We start from the raw sequence: 17,003 nt of genomic DNA, 5'->3' as shown, positions 1-17,003 counted from the left end.
ATAAGCGAGACTGACAATGGCTGAGAATTACGATGTCATCGTTCTGGGCTCCGGCCCCGGCGGCTATGTCGCCGCCATCCGCAGCGCCCAATTGGGGCTCAAGACCGCGATCGTCGAGCGCGAAAATCTGGGCGGCATTTGCCTCAACTGGGGCTGCATCCCGACCAAGGCGCTGCTGCGGTCTGCCGAAATCTTTCATTATATGCAGCATGCCAAGGATTATGGCCTGGCGGCGGACAATATCACGGCCGACATCGAAGCGGTGGTGAAGCGCTCGCGCGGCGTCGCCAAGCAACTTAATCAGGGCGTCACGCATCTGATGAAGAAGAACAAGATCGCCGTTCATATGGGCGACGGCAAGCTGCTGGGCAAAGGCAAGCTGTCCGTCAGCAAGGACGGCAAGACCGAAGAACTGACCGCCAAGAACATCATCGTCGCCACGGGCGCCCGCGCCCGCGACCTGCCCTTCGCCAAGGCGGACGGCAAGCGTGTGTGGACCTATCGCCACGCCATGACCCCGGCGGAAATGCCGGCCAAGCTGCTCGTCATCGGTTCGGGCGCGATCGGCATCGAATTTGCCAGCTTCTATAACGACATGGGCGCGGACGTGACCGTGGTCGAAATGATGGACCGGATCGTTCCCGTCGAGGATGCCGATGTCTCCGCCTTTCTCGAAAAGGCGCTCAAGAAGCAGGGCATGACCATCATGACCGGCGCGGGCGTCGAGACGCTGGAAGTCGGCGCGAACGGCGTGAAGGCCGCGATTAAGGGCAAGGACGGCAAGGTGGTGCATGGCGATTACAGCCATGTCATCGTTGCTGTCGGCATCGTCCCCAACACCGAGAATATCGGCCTGGAGGAATTGGGCATCAAGGCCGAGCGCGGCCATATCGTCACCGACCCCACCTGCAAGACCAATGTCGATGGCATTTGGGCGATCGGCGATGTCACCGCGCCGCCATGGCTGGCCCACAAGGCCAGCCATGAAGGCGTGATCGTGGCCGAAGCCATCGCCGGCAAACATCCCCATGCCATGGACGTGCGCAACATTCCGGGCTGCACCTACTGCCACCCTCAAATCGCCAGCGTCGGCCTGACCGAAGCCAAGGCGAAGGAAGCTGGTTACGAGGTGAAGGTCGGCATGTTCCCCTTCATCGGCAATGGCAAGGCGATCGCGCTGGGCGAGGCGGAAGGCTTCACCAAGACCATATTCGACGCCAAGACCGGCGAATTGCTGGGCGCGCATATGATCGGCGCGGAAGTTACCGAGATGATCCAGGGCTATACCATCGGCAAGACCCTTGAGACGACCGAGGCGGAACTGATGCACACCGTGTTCCCGCATCCGACCATTTCGGAATCGATGCATGAAAGCGTGCTGGCGGCTTATGGCCGTGCGCTCCATATCTGATCGGCGCATAGCGATGCTGAAAGGCGCGGGGGCTTTAGCTCTCGCGCTTTTTTGCGTGCTGCTGATCGCGCTGGCGCAAAGGGCAGGGTGGCTCGACGGTGTGAATGTCGGGCTGATGACCGCGGCCGGCCAGGCGCGGGAAACGGCGACAGGCGGCCCGGTCACCATGGTCATGCGGCTGGCATCGGCGGTCGGCGGAACGGCAGGGCGTATGGCGTTGCTGGCTGTGGCGCTGCTGCCATTGTTATGGTTTGGGCGGTGGCGCGCGGCGCAATGGCTGGCCTTGACGATCGCCGGCGGGACGCTGCTCAACCTTGGCCTGAAACAGATTTTCGCCGCGCCGCGGCCCGACCTGCTTCCCCATCTCGACATCGTCCACACCTATAGTTTTCCCAGCGGCCATGCGGCAGGAAACATGATGTTCTTCGGCGCTATTGCGATGCTGGCGGGGTCGCGCGCCGGTTATGGCGTCGCTGCTGCCATCATCGCGATGATCGGCGTCAGCCGCGTCTGGCTCGGCGTCCATTGGCCCAGCGATGTTACCGCGGGCTGGATCGAAGGGCTGGGCTGGCTCGCTTTATGTCGCGTCTGGCTACCAGCGCGGGGAGGGGAGCAGCAGGGCGCGGGCCATGCTGCTGTGCGGCGGCATCCCGTCGCTGGTGATGAAGCCATGCACCCAGAAACTGTCGAAGGCCGTCGCCGCGGCGATCAGCAATAGCATGATCGCCGTGACGGCGAATATCCGTTGCGCACCGCGCGCGACGCCATCGGGCGACAGGGCGATCAGCACCAGCGGCAGCAGCGGCAGGAAATAGCGCCCCTGCGTCCCCTGGATATAGTCGGCGCCCAGCGGCGTCCCGGTCAGATACATGGCCGTTTCGATCAGCAGCGCGACGCCCGCGGCCACCGCCAGCCACCAGAGTCGCTGGCCGATGCCGAAGCGCGCACCGTTGCCATTGGCGATGCCCGCGCCCAGCATCAGCAACCCCAGCGGATAGGCGACTAGCGGCAAAAGGATGGCGTTCCAGCCGAAACGCCCAACGATTTGCAGCGCATAGACCGGCGCGCGCTCAATCACGCTGCTGACGAGGATGCGCCCATAACCGACCGGGTCATGCAGCAGGATGGCAAGCTGGTCGCGCAACGGCGCGGTCATCATCGTCTCGCCCGTCTTGCGCGACTGGATATGATAGAGCGCCTGGCTTCCGCCCGAATAGTGCATCCAGCCGATAAAGACGATCGCGCCCAGTGCCATCGCCCCCAGAATTAGCCCGGCGCGCAGGTCGCGGCGATCCTGCGGCCAACGCAGCCCCGCCGCCATGATGGGCAGATAGACACCCTTGCACAGCGCCAGCAGCGGCCCCGTCACCAGCAAAGCCGCCGATCGCCTATGCGCTCCGCCCATGAACCCGGTGCGCAGCGCCAGCGCCAGGCCCAGAAAGCCAAGACCGTTGATGACCGCATCGGGTGACAGCGATCCGGTCTGATAGGCGAAGGTCGGCAGCAAGGCGGTGGCAAGCAAGGCGTTGCGGCCGAAGGGCAGCAGACGCAGCGCCGCGATCAGCAGCGCCAGCCCGGTCAGCGCATTGACCAGCCGCCCGACATAGAAGGCGCCGATCCAGGGCAGGTCCAGCGCCCGCCCCAGCGTCAGCCCCACCGCGCCCGGCGCATAGAGGCTCGGCGCGTAGCTGGCGACATTCGGGAAGTCGGCGAAGGCAGCGCCCGGACGGCCGGCGTCGGCGGCCGCGCTGGCGACGATCTGCGCCCGGTCGAAGCGTCGCGGCGCTGGCGGCACATCGGTCGGAAAATCCACGGCATGGATATCCAGCGCCGCCCGCGGCAACGCTACGCCGATCGCCTCGCCGCGCTGTTCGGTCAGCACATGCCCCCGCGCCAGCGCCAGCGCCTTCATATAATGCTGGTTTTCATCCGGCGCCTGGAAGGGCGGCGTGATGATGGCGAAGAAAAAGGTGCCGACGCACACGGCAGTAAGCAGCAGCGTTTCGATCATCGTCCATGGCGCCGCTAACAGCATGTCGCTATTGGTCGCGCCGGCAAATCTGCTCCGATCATTCCGCATGGCCGCACCCTATCCGGCGCAGCTTAACATTTCGCGACCGTAACCCTTTATTGCTGGCAAGATAATGGTGACGCGGAGGGCTTTTACGCCTCCGCCTCTTCCCGCTCGACTGGAGGATGCAGCCGCAAGCGGGTCACGCGGCGGCCGTCGCTTGCGACGATTTCCAGCTTCCAGCCGCTCGGCCCATGGTCGATGATCTCGCCGGGTTCCGGCACGCGCCCGGCCAGGACGAAGGCCAGTCCACCCAGCGTATCGACATCCTCCTCGACGTTGCCCAGTCTCTCGTCAATCTCCTCGGCGACATCGTCCAGTTCGGCGCGCGCATCGGCTTCCCACAGGCCGCCGTCCAGCGGCACAAGCATCGCTTCGGGCGCATCGTCATGCTCGTCCTCGACGTCGCCGACGATTTCCTCGACCAGATCCTCGAATGTCAACAGGCCTTCGGTGCCCGAATATTCGTCCAGCACGATGGCGAGATGGGTCCGCTTGGCGCGCATTTCGGCGAGCAGGTCGAGCGCGCCCATGCTTTCCGGCACATAGAGCGGCTGGCGTATCAGCGGTTCCAGCGTCTGCGGGACGGGCGACTTGCCGGCCAGAATCGCGAAAGCGTCGCGAATGTGGATCATGCCGACGATGGTGTCGAGCGTCCCGCGATAGACCGGCACGCGGCTATGTCCCGCCTCGGCAAACAGCGCGGCAAGCTCGGCGAAGCTGGCTTTCTCCTCGATCGCCACGATGTCCGCGCGCGGCACGGCGACATCGTCGACAGTATGTTCGGAAAAATGGAGCAGGTTGCGCACCATCTGGCGCTCGATCGCCGACAGGTCGCCCTTGGCCGGCGCGGCGCTATTCTCGTCCTGCTCGTCCTCGTCATATTCGTCGAGCGCCTCTTCCAACTCCTTGCGGAGACTGGTTTCCTCACCCTCGCCGAACAGGAGCGACTTGATGCCGCTCCATAATCCGCCCTCGTTGCTACTGTCCCCTTCTTTCGAAGCGGTGCCGTCCTTCGGACTGCCGTCTGCCATGATAGTCTTTATTCCCCAGTTGTTCGGTCCCCATAGGGATCGGCAAGGCCCATACTGACAAGCGCTGCAATCTCCAGCGCTTCCATTGCTTCGGCCTCATTGTCGTCCATATGGTCATATCCAAGCAAATGAAAAGTCCCATGGACGATCAGATGCGTGGCATGATCGGCCACCGATATGCCTTTTTCCGACGCTTCGGCGATGCAGACCCCTTCGGCCAGTACGATATCGCCCAGCAGCACTTCGCCATCGTCGGTATTGGCGGTTACCTCCAGCAGGTCGTCCTGCACCATCGGAAAAGACAGGACATTGGTCGGCTTGTCCTTATCGCGATAGGCGCGGTTGAGCTGATGCACCTCTTCGTCGCTGGTCAGCTTAACCGCGATTTCATAAAGCGCCTCGTCGCTGGCGAAGGCGGCATAGGGGCTGTGCGCGATGGCGGCGGCCACGGCGCGTTGGGCCAGATAGTCCCAATCGACACCGGGCCAGCCCTCTTCATGCAGGACGGCGACTTCAATCATGCAAACAATTCCTCGACCCCGTTCGCACTTCGACTTCGCTCAGTGCGAACGGTTCTATTCTATTACGCATCCGGCCCCTCATAGGCCTCTACGATGCGGCCGACCACCGGATGCCGCACGACGTCGGAAATGCCGAACGGCACCATGGCGATCCCCTCGACGCCCTGCAACCGCGCGACCGCGTCCGCCAGGCCCGACGTGCCCGGCTGCGGCAGGTCGACCTGCTTTGGATCGCCGCAGATCACCATGCGGCTGCCCTCGCCAAAGCGGGTCAGGAACATCTTCATCTGGGCGATGGTGGTGTTCTGCGCCTCGTCCAGCACGATGAAGGCGTTGGCCAACGTCCGCCCGCGCATGAAGGCCAGCGGCGCGATCTCAATCTCACCGCTCGCGATCCGCCGTTCGACCTGCTCGGCCGGCAGCGTGTCGTGTAGCGCGTCATAGATCGGGCGGAGATAGGGATCGACCTTCTCCTTCATGTCGCCGGGCAGGAAGCCCAGTTTCTCGCCCGCTTCCACCGCGGGACGCGACAGAATCAGCCGATCGACGCTGCCGGTGATAAGCTGGCTGACCGCCTGCGCCACCGCCAGATAGGTCTTGCCGGTGCCTGCCGGGCCAAGCGCGAAGATGATGTCGTTGCGATTGAGCGCCTCCATATAGGTGACCTGCGTCGCGCTGCGCGGCACGATCGTCTTCTTGCGCGTGCGGATCATCACCTTGGGCGGTTCGGCGACGTCGGTACGGATGATGCCGTCCAGCGTGGGTTCGGACGACATGGCGATCACCGCTTCGACCGCGCCTGTGTCGATTTCCTGACCAGCGACAATGCGATTGTAGAGGCCCGTCATCACGTCGCGGGCGCGGGCGGCGGCTTCGGCCTCGCCCTCGATCTGCAACTTGTTGCCGCGCGCGGCGATATAGACGCCCAGCCGGTTTTCGATCGCCACCAGATTGCGGTCATATTGACCGAACAAGGTGCCGAGCAGATGCGGCTTTTCGAAAGTGACTTCCAGCCGCGCTTTTTCGGCGATGGGCTCGCGATGATGTTGGTTCGGTTTCTTACCCATGGTCAGCCCCTTTTCCCATCCGTCATGCTCGCTAACGCGAGTATCCATCTTCCGCCGTTCGATCCGGGTGGACACGGGCGGAGAGGGGTTCCTGCATATGCCGGAACGACGGTTTTTTGGTTCAAGCGGCCTGCCTCCTGCTGGGTTCGCCGGCCAGACTATTCGGGCCGGCGCTGATGATGTCGACGTCGACCATGTCGCCGATGGAAAGGTCGGGCACGGTGACATGGACGGACTGGAGCCAGGGCGTTTTGCCGATCAACTGGCCGGGGTTGCGACCCTTGCGCTCCAACAAAATCTCGGTGCTGCGACCGACCGTGGCGGTGTTGAAATCCACCTGATGCCGGTTGATCACCGCCTGCAACCGCGCGAGCCGCTCGTCCATCACCGCCGCGGATATCTGATGATCCATGTCGGCGGCGGGCGTGCCGGGCCGCGGGCTATATTTGAAGCTGTAGCATTGGGCGTAGCGCACTTGATCCACGATCCTGAGCGTGTCCTCGAACTCGGCGTCGGTTTCACCGGGGAAACCGACGATGAAGTCGCCCGACACGGCGATGTCGGGCCGCACCGCCCGCACGCGATCGATGATGCGCAAATAGCTGTCTACGCTATGGCTGCGGTTCATTGCCTTGAGGATATGGTCATTGCCCGACTGCACCGGCAGATGGAGGAAGGGCATCAGCTTTTCCACCTCGCCATGCGCGGCGATCAGGCCGTCGCTCATGTCGTTGGGATGGCTGGTGGTGTAACGGATACGTTTCAGGTCGCCAATCGTCGCCAGCGCGCGGACCAGCCCATCCATGCCCTGCATCCGCCCCTTGTCGTCCTCCCCGGTCCAGGCGTTCACATTCTGGCCCAGCAGCGTGATTTCGCGCACGCCGCCATCGACCAGCGCCTTGGCCTCGTCCAAGATGGCATCCCAGGACCGGCTGATTTCCGCGCCGCGGGTATAGGGCACGACGCAATAGGTGCAGAATTTGTCGCACCCTTCCATGATCGTCAGGAACGCGGTCGGCCGGACCTGTTTGGTGCGGGCGGGCAGGGCGCCGAATTTGGACGCCAGCGGCATGTCGGTATCGACCGCCGCCTCGCCGCGACCGACCTTGTCGATCAGGTCGGGCAGGCGGTGATAGGCTTGCGGGCCGACGACGATGTCGACGGTGCGCGCGCGGCGCTGGATTTCCCCACCCTCGGCTTGCGCAACGCAACCGGCGACGGCGATCATCGGGCGGCTGCCATCCTCACGCACCATGCGGCCGATATCGGAATAGACCTTGTCCACCGCCTTTTCGCGGATGTGGCAGGTGTTGAGGATGACCAGATCGGCGTCCGCCCCCTCCGCCGCGGCGGTCATGCCGCGGGTACCCAGCATTTCGGCCATGCGCTCGCCATCATAGACGTTCATCTGGCAGCCGAAGGATTTGACGTGGAAAGTCGCTGGAACGGTCTTGGCGAGTTTTGGAGGGGCGTCGTTACGATTCATCATAACCGCTATACAGGGGGCAGGGGCGAAGCGGAAGGGCGCTGATGCGCTCGCGCATTTTGGACGATACTGCGCGCGATCCGCTCGCGCGCCATTGCCGCGATGACCTTCCGGTCTGCGCATCCGGCGGGATCGAAAGGCTCCAGGAAGCGCAGCGTGACTGGCAGCGTCCCCTTGCGTCCCAATATGCGCATGGCATTTGTCCCGGCCGGTTCTTCGCCATGCCAGGCGATCTCCGCCGTCGCCGCGCCATAATCGATGTGCACCGGCTGGATCATCACTGCGCGCGGGGGGGGCAGCAACACGGCCAGCAAGGCCGGCTTGAACGGCAGCAGGCCGCTGCCGTCGCTCGTCGTGCCTTCGGGAAAGAGCGCCACAGGCTGATGCCCCAGCATCGCTGTGCGCAACGCATCGATCTGGCCCGACAGCGCGCCGCGCCGCTCGCGCGCGACGAACAGCGTGTTGTTCTGCGCCGCCAGCCAGCCGATCACCGGCCAGCGGGCGATACCGTCATGCGCGACGAAGGCTGCGCCGGTCGCGCCGGCCAGCGCCAATATGTCGAGCCAACTGACATGATTGGCGAGCAGGAAGATGTCGCCGTCATGGGGGTTCCCGTCCTTCCACACGCGCGCGCCGACCGATCGCGCGGCCATCGCCAGGAAGCGGCGCGGCCACGGCGAAGGGCGGCGCGCCAGGCGCCAGAGCAGATGCGGGATCAGGCAGGCGAGCAGGCTGGCGATCAATGCCACTATGCGGATCGTCTGGCGCAGTCCGCTCAACCGGTCAGTTCTTCCGGTCGAGGGCGACGCCGTATAGTTCCATGCGATGGTCGACCAGACGGAAACCCAGCTTCTCGGCGATCAGCTTCTGCAACTGCTCCAGTTCCGGATCGACGAATTCGATGACATTGCCCGTCTCGACGTCGATCAGATGATCGTGATGCGATTCCGGCGCGGCTTCGTACCGGGCGCGGCCATCGCCGAAATCATGTCGGTCCAGGATGCCGGCTTCTTCGAACAGGCGAACGGTGCGGTATACCGTGGCGATGGAGATGCCCGGATCGATCGCCGCGGAACGGCGGTGCAGTTCCTCGACATCGGGATGGTCGGTGGCATCGCTCAGCACCTGGGCGATAACCCGGCGCTGTTCGGTGATCCGCAGTCCCTTTTCATGGCACAGGGCTTCGACATCGATTTTGCGGTTCATGCAGGCTCGCTTAATGGCTTGATGGCTTGGTACGACAGGTTGGGTCAAGCCTAGCGACTTTTCCATATGCAGGAAAGGGGCGCGTCGGCGACGCGCCCCTTTCCTCGACGGCTTTTCGATAAGGCTGACGGATCAGCCAGACGAATTACTTGCCGCGCGCGGCGGTCGTCCGGCGGCGCTTGGTGCCCAGGCCGATCTTCTTCGCAAGATTGCGGCGCTGTTCGGCATAATTGGGGGCGACCATCGGATAATCGGCGGGCAGGCCCCACTTGGCGCGATAGTCGTCCGGCGTCATCTGATAATGGGTCATCAGGTGGCGCTTGAGCATCTTCAGCTTCTTGCCGTCTTCCAGACAGATAATATAGTCCGGCTTGATCGACGAACGGACCGAAACGGCCGGCTCCGGCTTGACTTCAGGCGTGGGCGCAGGCTGGCTCAGGCCCGACAGCGCAGCATGAACATTCTGGATCAGCGTAGACACGTCAGAGACGGCGACGCTGTTGTTCGAAACATGGGCAGCCACAATGTCCGAAGTCAAAGTAATGAGCAACTCGCTCTGGGCCGATTCGATTTCCATTTTCCTGTTTCCTACAAGGCTATATTGTTGTGCGACCCGCCCAAGGATTTCGTTTCAGGAGCGGTATATGGTCGCTAGACCTTGCCGGACGATTTCGCAAGACCCTATTGGGTCATGCCAGCATGTCGATGCGAAAGCTTAGCGCATCATGAAGTTGACCATCATTACCGCGATAGTAACCGGGGCGCCGATGTACATATTCGAACCCGGTTTTCTCGTATAGTTTGATCGCCTTATTCGTGGAGCGCACTTCCAGGTTCATAGAAGTGATGCCCCGCTGCCGCGCGGTGCGCAGGCTGTGGCGCAACAATGTCTCGCCAATGCCCCGCCCGCGCCAGATCGGGTCGACCGCCAGCAACAATAATTCGCACTCGTCCAGCACCGACCGCACCAGCGCGAAGCCCAGCGGCGCGGCATCCAGACGGGCGATCGTCAGCCAGGTGCCAGGCATCATCATTACCCCGGCCAGTTGGGGCAACGTCCAGGCCTCGCCGAACACGGGATCGAACGCGCGGGCCATGACGTCCATCGCATCGCCCAGCGCATTACGTTCGCCTTCGTCATAGACGCTCATATGCAGGTCGGGGATCATGATGCGGCGCGCTCCGCCATGGTCATCGCGTCCGCGCCACGGCCATAGATCGGGCTGGGAGGCAGCGCCGCAAGCCCGGCGATCAGCGGATAGTCGGTCGCGTCGGGATAGAGAGTGATCGCCGCGCCGCTGCCGCGCGCGGTCACCAGCGCTTCGGCGCCGGCGCCATAGAGGATCGGCGCGTCCAGCAATTGGGCCAGTTCCGCAATCGGCGTGGAGGCGATCGCGGTTGTTGCGGTCATTCCGTCGGCGGTGAAGCATTGCCAGAACAGTTCGCCATGCCCCCCGGTTATAGTGATGGCGACCGGGCCGCCATCATGATTCTGCGCCGCCTTCGCCGCGATCAGCGACGGCGCGCTATAGCCATGCAGCGGGATATTCCAGGCCAGGGCCAGCGCACGGGCGGCGGCAATGCCGATCCGCACCCCGGTGAAGCTGCCCGGTCCCACATCCACGACAATCGCGTCGGCGCGTCCCCCATCGGGCAATGCGGCGATCGCGGGCAAGAGCGCTTCGGCATGACCGCGTCCGACGACTTCGTGGAACCGACCGATCGGCGCCCCGTCCTCCAATAGCGCGACGGACAGGGCCTGGGTGGCGGTGTCGATCACCAGAAGACGCAAACAAACCCCCTCAAACATCCGCTCCAAGCATCGATGCTTTGCGGAGTCGTCTTGCGGTTAGTCGATCCTTGGGGATTTGCCAAATGTCGCAGGCAGGCTTCAGACCGCGCGGACCTCGGTCACTTCGGGCACATAATGTTTCAGCAACTGTTCGATGCCGTTCTTGAGCGTCGCGGTCGAGGAGGGGCAACCCGAACAGGCGCCCTGCATCTTGAGGTACACGGTGCCCTTGTCGAACCCGCGATAGATGATGTCGCCGCCGTCATTGGCCACGGCCGGCCGCACCCGCGTGTCGATCAATTCGCGAATCTGCTCCACAATCTCGGCATCTTCCGGCGCGTCGGCGAAACTGTCCTCGTCGGAAGGGACGCTGATCCCGGCCGCGGAGCCAGGCGTGAAGAGTGGCATATTGGCGGAAAAATGTTCCAACAGCGTCGCCAGCACATCGGGTTTCACATCAGACCATTCCGATCCCGGCGCGATCGTCACCGAAATGAAATGCCCGCCAAAGAACACGCCGGTCACATCACCCAGGCGAAACAGCGCATCGGCCAGCGGCGATGCTTCGGCTTCCTCCGGGGTCGCAAAATCGCGCGTACCGGCACCCATGACTTCGCGTCCGGGCAGGAATTTGATGGTCGCCGGGTTGGGCGTGAGTTCTGTCTCGATCAGCATCGCCCTCATGTGGCGATTGCCGCGGCCAAGATCAAGCGCTTCGGGAACTTCGCCGCATCCCGGCGATTGAAACAGGCGACCCAACAAGGAGACAGCATGATGAGCGACAACAACGATATTCGGGAGCGTTTCTGGGCGGAACTGTCGAGCAGTCCGTTTGTGATGCTCGGCCTTCAGAACAGCGGCGAACATAGCCTGCCGATGACGGCGCAACTTGATCCGGACGCCAATCATTGCTTCTGGTTCTACACCTCGCGCGACAACCGGCTTGCCCCCGGTGGCGCGGCGATGGCGCAATATGCGGCGAAGGATCATAATCTCTTCGCCTGTATCGAAGGGACGCTCTCGCCCGAAACTGATCCGGTCATCATCGACCGCTATTGGTCGAAAGAGGTCGAGGCCTGGTATCCGGGCGGTCGCAACGATCCCAGTCTGCTGATGCTGCGCTTCGATCTGGGGAACGCTGAAATCTGGCGTTCGGACATGTCGATCAAGGGCGTCTTCAAGATGCTGTTCGGCGGCGACGTGCGCGAAGAAATGAAGGGCAAACATGCCCAAGTGGCGCTCTGACGCCCGTTCCCTCGCCTGAAAAGCAGCGGCCGCGGTCCATTCCGCGGCCACTTGCTATTTACCTGCAACTTCGCCATATGCGTTGCAGCGCAGCAGACGGGTCGTTTCGGCCCCCTAGCGATTGGCAGCGTGATCGTCCGCTATCCCAATTGACCTTTATGGTCAGGTGAGGACCACGGACCGGCCAATGAGAGTCTGCGCCAAGCTTGAGGCTTCCCTTTTCACGCGGGTCGTTTCGTAACCCGCCTCGCGCCCTTCCTGCGTCCGCAGAGCAAGTTGGCGCATGGCCGACTTGTGAGTTTTCCCAATGCAATTCAACGACCTTGGTCTCGCCGAGCCCATCATGAAGGCGCTCGCCTCCAAAAACTACGTCACCCCGACCCCGATCCAGCAAAAGGCGATCCCCGTCCTGCTGGAAGGCAAGGATCTGTGCGGCATCGCCCAGACCGGCACCGGCAAGACCGCGGCGTTCGCGCTGCCCAGTCTCGACTATTTCGCCCGCAACCCCAGGCCGACGCCGGTCAAGGGCTGCCGGATGCTCGTGCTGGCGCCGACCCGCGAACTGGCCGCGCAGATCGCGCAGAGCTTCCGCGATTATGGCCGTTTCCTCAAGCTGTCGGTCGAAACCGTCTTTGGCGGCGTGCCGATCGGCAAGCAGATCCGTGCGCTCAGCGTCGGCGTCGATGTCGTCGTCGCGACCCCCGGCCGCCTGCTCGACCTGATCGATCAGCGCGCCTTCACCATCAAGGACACGGAAATCTTCGTTCTCGACGAAGCCGATCAGATGATGGACATGGGCTTCATCCACCCCTTGAAGCGCGTCGCCAAGATGCTGCCCGCCGACCGCCAGAACCTCTTCTTCTCGGCCACCATGCCCAAGGAGATCGAGGCGCTCGCCGCGCAGTTCCTCAACAATCCGGTCAAGGTCAGCGTCGCGCCGCAATCGACGACAGCAGAGCGCGTCGATCAGCAGATGTATTTCGTGAACCAGGGTGAGAAGCAGGCGCTCCTCCATCTGGTGCTCAAGAGCGAAGATATCGACCGCGCGCTGATCTTCACCCGCACCAAACATGGCGCCGATCGCGTCGTGCGTTTCCTGGAAGGCGCCGGCATCGACGCCTTCGCCATTCACGGCAACAAGAGCCAGGGCCAGCGCACCACCGCGCTCCAGGCCTTCCGCCAGGGCAAGGTGAAGCTGCTGGTCGCGACCGATATCGCCGCGCGCGGGATCGACGTGTCGGGCGTCAGCCATGTTATCAACTTCGAAATCCCCAATGTCGCCGAACAATATGTCCACCGCATTGGCCGCACGGCGCGCGCAGGGGCCGACGGCATCGCGATCAGCTTCGTGGCGGATGACGAGCGTCCCTATTTGAAGGCGATCGAGAAGGCGACGCGAGTCAAGTTGCAAATCACGCCGCTGCCGGAGAATTTCATGGAGGCAGTGCGCAACCTGCCAAAGCCGGCGGCGCCCAAGAAGGGGCCAAGTCAGACCCCGCAGCAGCAGGCGCGCCGAGCCGATGGCCAGCGGAAATATCAGGACGGCCAGCGTCAGCAGCGCGGCGCGCCCGATCGCGCGCATCGTGCCGAAGGCGACGCGCCCGCCAAGCGCCCGTTTAACCGCCGCCGCAGCGGTGGCGGCGTCGGCGCACATAAGGGTGCCGTCCAGCGCACCGGCGCCCCGCGCTAAATATTAGACGCCATTCGTTTCGAGCGGGTCGAGAAACGCTTCTTGACCCGCTCGAAGCGAACGGTGCGTATATCGCGACTAAACAACTAGCTCCCGATCATGACCGCATTGTCAGTGGTCATTCAGGAAAATGCCGTTAGGCTCCCATGCTTATGCGCTTTTCCCCCCGCCGTTCGGCCGCTTCGCTCTCCGTCCTCGCCCTGCTTCTGTCAGGATCGCCATCGTCGGCCCAGACCGGCACGGCCTCCGCCTCCGCCACACAGGGGCCGGCCAGCGGGCAGCCGCAGGTGCGGCCATGGCTCTATGAAAATAGCGATGTGCCCATCGATCCGGCATGGCGTTTCGGCACGCTGCCGAACGGCCTGCGCTATGCCATCCGGCGCAATGGCGTGCCGCCGGGGCAGGTGTCCGTCCGCTTGCGAATCGACGCCGGCTCACTGATGGAGCGGCCCGGCGAACTGGGCTACGCCCATTTCATTGAACATCTCTCGATGCGCGGATCGCGCCATGTGCCCGACGGTGAATCCAAACGTATCTGGCAGCGTCTCGGCGTCACCTTCGGCAGCGACAGCAATGCGCAGACGACGCCGACCGGCACCACCTATGCGCTCGACCTGCCGCAGGCGACGCCGGCCAGCCTGACCGAGAGCATGAAAATCCTCGCGGGCATGATGACCGATCCCAATATCGTGGACAATGCGGTCGATGCCGAACGCGCCGTCGTGCTCGCCGAACGGCGCGAAAGCGACGGGCCTCAGATGCGCATGTCCGACGCCAGTCGACTGCATTTCTTCGCCGGCCAGCCGCTCGCCGACCATGCGCCGATCGGCACAGTGGCGACGCTGACCGACGCGAACGCCGCCAAGGTGGAGGCCTTCCACCAGCGCTGGTATCGCCCTGAAAACGCCGTCATCGCGATCGCGGGCGACATCGATCCTGCGCAGGCCGAACAGCTTATCAAGGATAATTTCGCCAGTTGGACGGTGCCCGGAAAGGGTGCGCCGCTGCCCGATTTCGGTGCGCCGGACGCCAATCGGCCCGCAACCCGCGTGGTGGTGGAACCGGGCGTACCGCTCGGCCTGACGCTGGCCTGGCTGCGCCCCTGGACGCCTCATGCCGACACTATTGTTTACAATCAGGACAAGCTGACCGACATGCTGGCGCTGCAAATCATCAGCCGTCGGCTGGAGCAGGCGGCGCGCGCGGGCGGCAGCTTCCTGCAAGCGGGCGTCGAGCAGCAGGATGTCAGCCGCTCTGTCGACGGCACGTTCATGACCATCATCCCGACCGGCGAGAATTGGGAAAAGGCGTTGGTCGATGTGCGCGCCGTGGTGGAGGATGCGAAGGCCACGCCGCCCAGCGTGGCGGAGATCGAGCGGGAATATGCGCAGATGGATACCGCGCTCAATATCCAGGTCGAAAATGCCGATACGGAGCCGGGCGCGAAGCAGGCCAGCGATCTCGTCAGCGCCGTCGACATCCGCGAAACCACCGTTAGCCCACAGGCCGCCGTCGACATTTTCCGCGCGGGGAAGCCTGCTATGACGCCGGAAAAAATCCTCGATTCTACCCGCCGCCTCTTCTCCGCCGGGGTATTCCGCGCGCTGATGGTGACGGGCAAGATCCAACCCGGCCTCGACGCGAAACTGGCCGCCGCAGTCGCCGCGCCGGTGAAGGCGGCCACCAACGCCCGTCTCGCCGACAAGGCGGTGACGATGGACGACCTGCCCAAGCTCGGACCGCCCGGAAAGGTGGTGTCGCGCACGCCGGTCGGCCTCCAGGGCATGGAAAGCGTCGCCTTTTCCAACGGCGTCAAGTTGACCCTCTTCGCCAATGACGCGGAAACCGAAAAGGTGCGGATCAACGTCCGCTTCGGCCATGGGCAGCAGGCTTTCTCGCCGACCAAGCCGGTCGCAAGCTGGGCCGCCGACTATGCGCTGGTCGCCAGCGGCATCGGCAAGCTTGGCCAACGCGAACTGGACGACCTGACCAACGGCCGCCGCATGGGCATGGATTTCTCGACCGATGACGATGCGTTCGAAATGCAGGTGGTGACCCGGCCCGCCGACTATCGCGATCAACTGCGCCTCTTCGCGACCAAGTTGGCCGAGCCGGGTTGGGACCCGGCGCCGCTGGCGCGGGTAAAGACCGGCGCGATTGTCGCCTATGACGCGATGTCGCGCGCGCCGGATTCGGTGCTGGGACGCGATCTCAACTGGCTGTTGCATGATAAGGACGTGCGCTTCCGCACGCCATCGCGCGCGGAGATCGAAGCGCTCACGCCGCAGGCTTTCCGCGAGACCTGGGAACCGATCCTCGCCTCCGGTCCGATCGAGGTGCAGATTTTCGGCCAGGTGAAGCCGGACGAGGCGGTCCAGGCGGTCGCGGCGACCTTCGGCGCGCTGCCTGCCCGGCCGGACGTGCCTGTCCCCGCGATCAACCGGGCGATGCGCTTCCCGGCGCATGTCGAAACCCCGGTCGTTCTGAGGCACAGGGGCGACAAGGAACAGGCGGCGGCGGTTATGGCCTGGCCGACGGCCGGCGGCTTCGAACTGCAAAAAGAAGCGCGCCAGCTGGAGATATTGACCCAAATCTTCAACGACCGACTGTTCGACAAGCTGCGCTCGACGGAGGGCGCGGCTTACTCGCCAAGCGTCCAGAATAACTGGCCTTTCTCCTACGAAAGCGGCGGCTATATCTTGGTGACCAGCCAGGTGCGGCCGGACAAGATCGCCTATTTCTACAGCGTGGTGAAGGAAACGGCGGCCGATCTGGCCAAGACCCCCGTCAGCGCCGACGAACTGCAACGCGCGGTCGCCCCGATGCGGCAATTGCTGATGCGCGCCAGCACCGGCAACGCCTTCTGGATGAACCAGATGGAGGGCGCGACCCATGATGCCCGCTATGTGGAAGCGATGAAGACCATGTCGTCGGATTTGCTTACCGTCACGCCGGCGCAGTTGCAGGCGCTCGCGGCGAAATATCTGGTGCCGGGGAAAAGCTGGTCGACGGTCGTCCTGCCCGAAGGTGTGGCGGCGCGCTGATCGCGCCGCTCTTGTCAGGCGGACTGGGGCTGCTCCATCATCTGCTCGTACAGGCGGACATATTCCAGATGCAGTTCGCGAATGACCGGATTATGCGATTGGGCCGCCAATTGGCGGTTCCTTTCCAATCGCTCTGCGAAATAGGCGCGATCAAAAACGGACGTCATCTTCATGTAATGCCTTCTCATATGGTTCGAAGGGGAAATCACCCGCGCATCGAGAAGTTGCCGCGACGCAGCGCGAGCCACGCCTCCATGCGGCGGAGCGTGGGACCGGCGCGGCGGGGCGACAACCGGATTTACGCTTGCATATCAGTCATCCATCCCGCTACCGCGTTGTTACAAGGCGGTTCTGTCTTGTTCTGCCAGGAATGCTGAACCGATGATCCCTGCCGCCTCGACTGAAATTGCGCCTATCTGTTTCGCTGCAGCGCAGA

At 63.5% G+C, this 17,003-nt stretch carries 15 protein-coding genes and 1 pseudogene; 5 read left to right on the top strand and 11 right to left on the bottom strand.

Annotated elements, in window-relative coordinates:
- Positions 1–16 precede the first annotated feature (16 nt).
- Positions 17–1,411, top strand: coding sequence for a dihydrolipoyl dehydrogenase (lpdA, locus tag EWH12_RS06880; protein WP_129926116.1), 1,395 nt, complete (start codon positions 17–19; stop codon positions 1,409–1,411).
- Positions 1,368–1,955: pseudogene (locus tag EWH12_RS06875) on the top strand (phosphatase PAP2 family protein); the annotation flags it as partial. The gene lpdA and the pseudogene EWH12_RS06875, both read left to right, overlap by 44 nt.
- Positions 1,956–2,003: 48 nt before the next feature.
- On the opposite strand, the gene EWH12_RS22625 reads toward EWH12_RS06875, so the two are convergent.
- The 11 genes from EWH12_RS22625 to EWH12_RS06820 all read right to left on the bottom strand — a co-directional run bounded on the left by EWH12_RS22625 (position 2,004) and on the right by EWH12_RS06820 (position 11,263).
- Positions 2,004–3,491 (bottom strand): DUF2142 domain-containing protein, encoded by a 1,488-nt coding sequence (locus tag EWH12_RS22625; protein ID WP_129926115.1) that lies wholly within the window; start codon positions 3,489–3,491, stop codon positions 2,004–2,006.
- 83 nt (positions 3,492–3,574) lie between these two features.
- Positions 3,575–4,516: a hemolysin family protein gene (locus tag EWH12_RS06865; RefSeq protein ID WP_066601763.1), complete on the bottom strand. Its 942-nt coding sequence runs from the start codon at positions 4,514–4,516 to the stop codon at positions 3,575–3,577.
- An 8-nt stretch (positions 4,517–4,524) separates the two neighbouring features.
- Positions 4,525–5,037 (bottom strand): rRNA maturation RNase YbeY, encoded by a 513-nt coding sequence (ybeY, locus tag EWH12_RS06860; protein WP_129926114.1) that lies wholly within the window; start codon positions 5,035–5,037, stop codon positions 4,525–4,527.
- Positions 5,038–5,099: 62 nt separating this feature from the next.
- Positions 5,100–6,104, bottom strand: coding sequence for a PhoH family protein (locus EWH12_RS06855; RefSeq protein WP_129926113.1), 1,005 nt, complete (start codon positions 6,102–6,104; stop codon positions 5,100–5,102).
- Between the two features lie 121 nt (positions 6,105–6,225).
- Complete coding sequence (gene miaB / locus EWH12_RS06850; RefSeq protein ID WP_129926148.1) at positions 6,226–7,590, bottom strand: tRNA (N6-isopentenyl adenosine(37)-C2)-methylthiotransferase MiaB; 1,365 nt, start codon at positions 7,588–7,590, stop codon at positions 6,226–6,228.
- An 8-nt stretch (positions 7,591–7,598) separates the two neighbouring features.
- Positions 7,599–8,243 carry a lysophospholipid acyltransferase family protein gene (locus EWH12_RS06845; protein WP_422917719.1) on the bottom strand — a complete coding sequence of 215 codons (645 nt, stop codon included), beginning with the start codon at positions 8,241–8,243 and terminating at the stop codon, positions 7,599–7,601.
- A 130-nt stretch (positions 8,244–8,373) separates the two neighbouring features.
- The gene (locus EWH12_RS06840) at positions 8,374–8,796 is read right to left on the bottom strand and encodes a Fur family transcriptional regulator (protein ID WP_066601774.1); all 423 of its coding nucleotides are present in this window, start codon (positions 8,794–8,796) and stop codon (positions 8,374–8,376) included.
- A 145-nt stretch (positions 8,797–8,941) separates the two neighbouring features.
- A complete protein-coding gene (locus tag EWH12_RS06835; protein WP_066601775.1) occupies positions 8,942–9,373 on the bottom strand; it encodes a Ros/MucR family transcriptional regulator in 432 nt (143 codons plus the stop codon).
- A 112-nt stretch (positions 9,374–9,485) separates the two neighbouring features.
- Positions 9,486–9,965: a GNAT family N-acetyltransferase gene (locus EWH12_RS06830; RefSeq protein ID WP_066601782.1), complete on the bottom strand. Its 480-nt coding sequence runs from the start codon at positions 9,963–9,965 to the stop codon at positions 9,486–9,488.
- Positions 9,962–10,588, bottom strand: coding sequence for a tRNA (adenosine(37)-N6)-threonylcarbamoyltransferase complex dimerization subunit type 1 TsaB (tsaB, locus tag EWH12_RS06825; RefSeq protein WP_066601783.1), 627 nt, complete (start codon positions 10,586–10,588; stop codon positions 9,962–9,964). The genes EWH12_RS06830 and tsaB overlap by 4 nt, the downstream gene beginning before the upstream one ends.
- A gap of 99 nt (positions 10,589–10,687) precedes the next feature.
- Positions 10,688–11,263 (bottom strand): NifU family protein, encoded by a 576-nt coding sequence (locus EWH12_RS06820; protein ID WP_066605236.1) that lies wholly within the window; start codon positions 11,261–11,263, stop codon positions 10,688–10,690.
- 99 nt (positions 11,264–11,362) lie between these two features.
- Between EWH12_RS06820 and EWH12_RS06815 the strand changes: the two genes are divergently transcribed.
- From EWH12_RS06815 to EWH12_RS06805, 3 genes are all read left to right on the top strand, one after another.
- Positions 11,363–11,833 carry a pyridoxamine 5'-phosphate oxidase family protein gene (locus EWH12_RS06815; protein WP_129926147.1) on the top strand — a complete coding sequence of 157 codons (471 nt, stop codon included), beginning with the start codon at positions 11,363–11,365 and terminating at the stop codon, positions 11,831–11,833.
- A gap of 307 nt (positions 11,834–12,140) precedes the next feature.
- Positions 12,141–13,523 carry a DEAD/DEAH box helicase gene (locus EWH12_RS06810; protein ID WP_066601788.1) on the top strand — a complete coding sequence of 461 codons (1,383 nt, stop codon included), beginning with the start codon at positions 12,141–12,143 and terminating at the stop codon, positions 13,521–13,523.
- Positions 13,524–13,675: 152 nt separating this feature from the next.
- Positions 13,676–16,567 carry a M16 family metallopeptidase gene (locus EWH12_RS06805; RefSeq protein WP_129926111.1) on the top strand — a complete coding sequence of 964 codons (2,892 nt, stop codon included), beginning with the start codon at positions 13,676–13,678 and terminating at the stop codon, positions 16,565–16,567.
- Positions 16,568–17,003 lie beyond the last annotated feature (436 nt).

The organism is Sphingobium cupriresistens (assembly GCF_004152865.1).
GTDB classification, from domain to species: Bacteria; Pseudomonadota; Alphaproteobacteria; order Sphingomonadales; family Sphingomonadaceae; genus Sphingobium; species Sphingobium cupriresistens.
The sequence above is the reverse complement of the archived record's forward strand: the minus strand, read 5'-3'. Positions and strand labels throughout refer to the sequence as shown.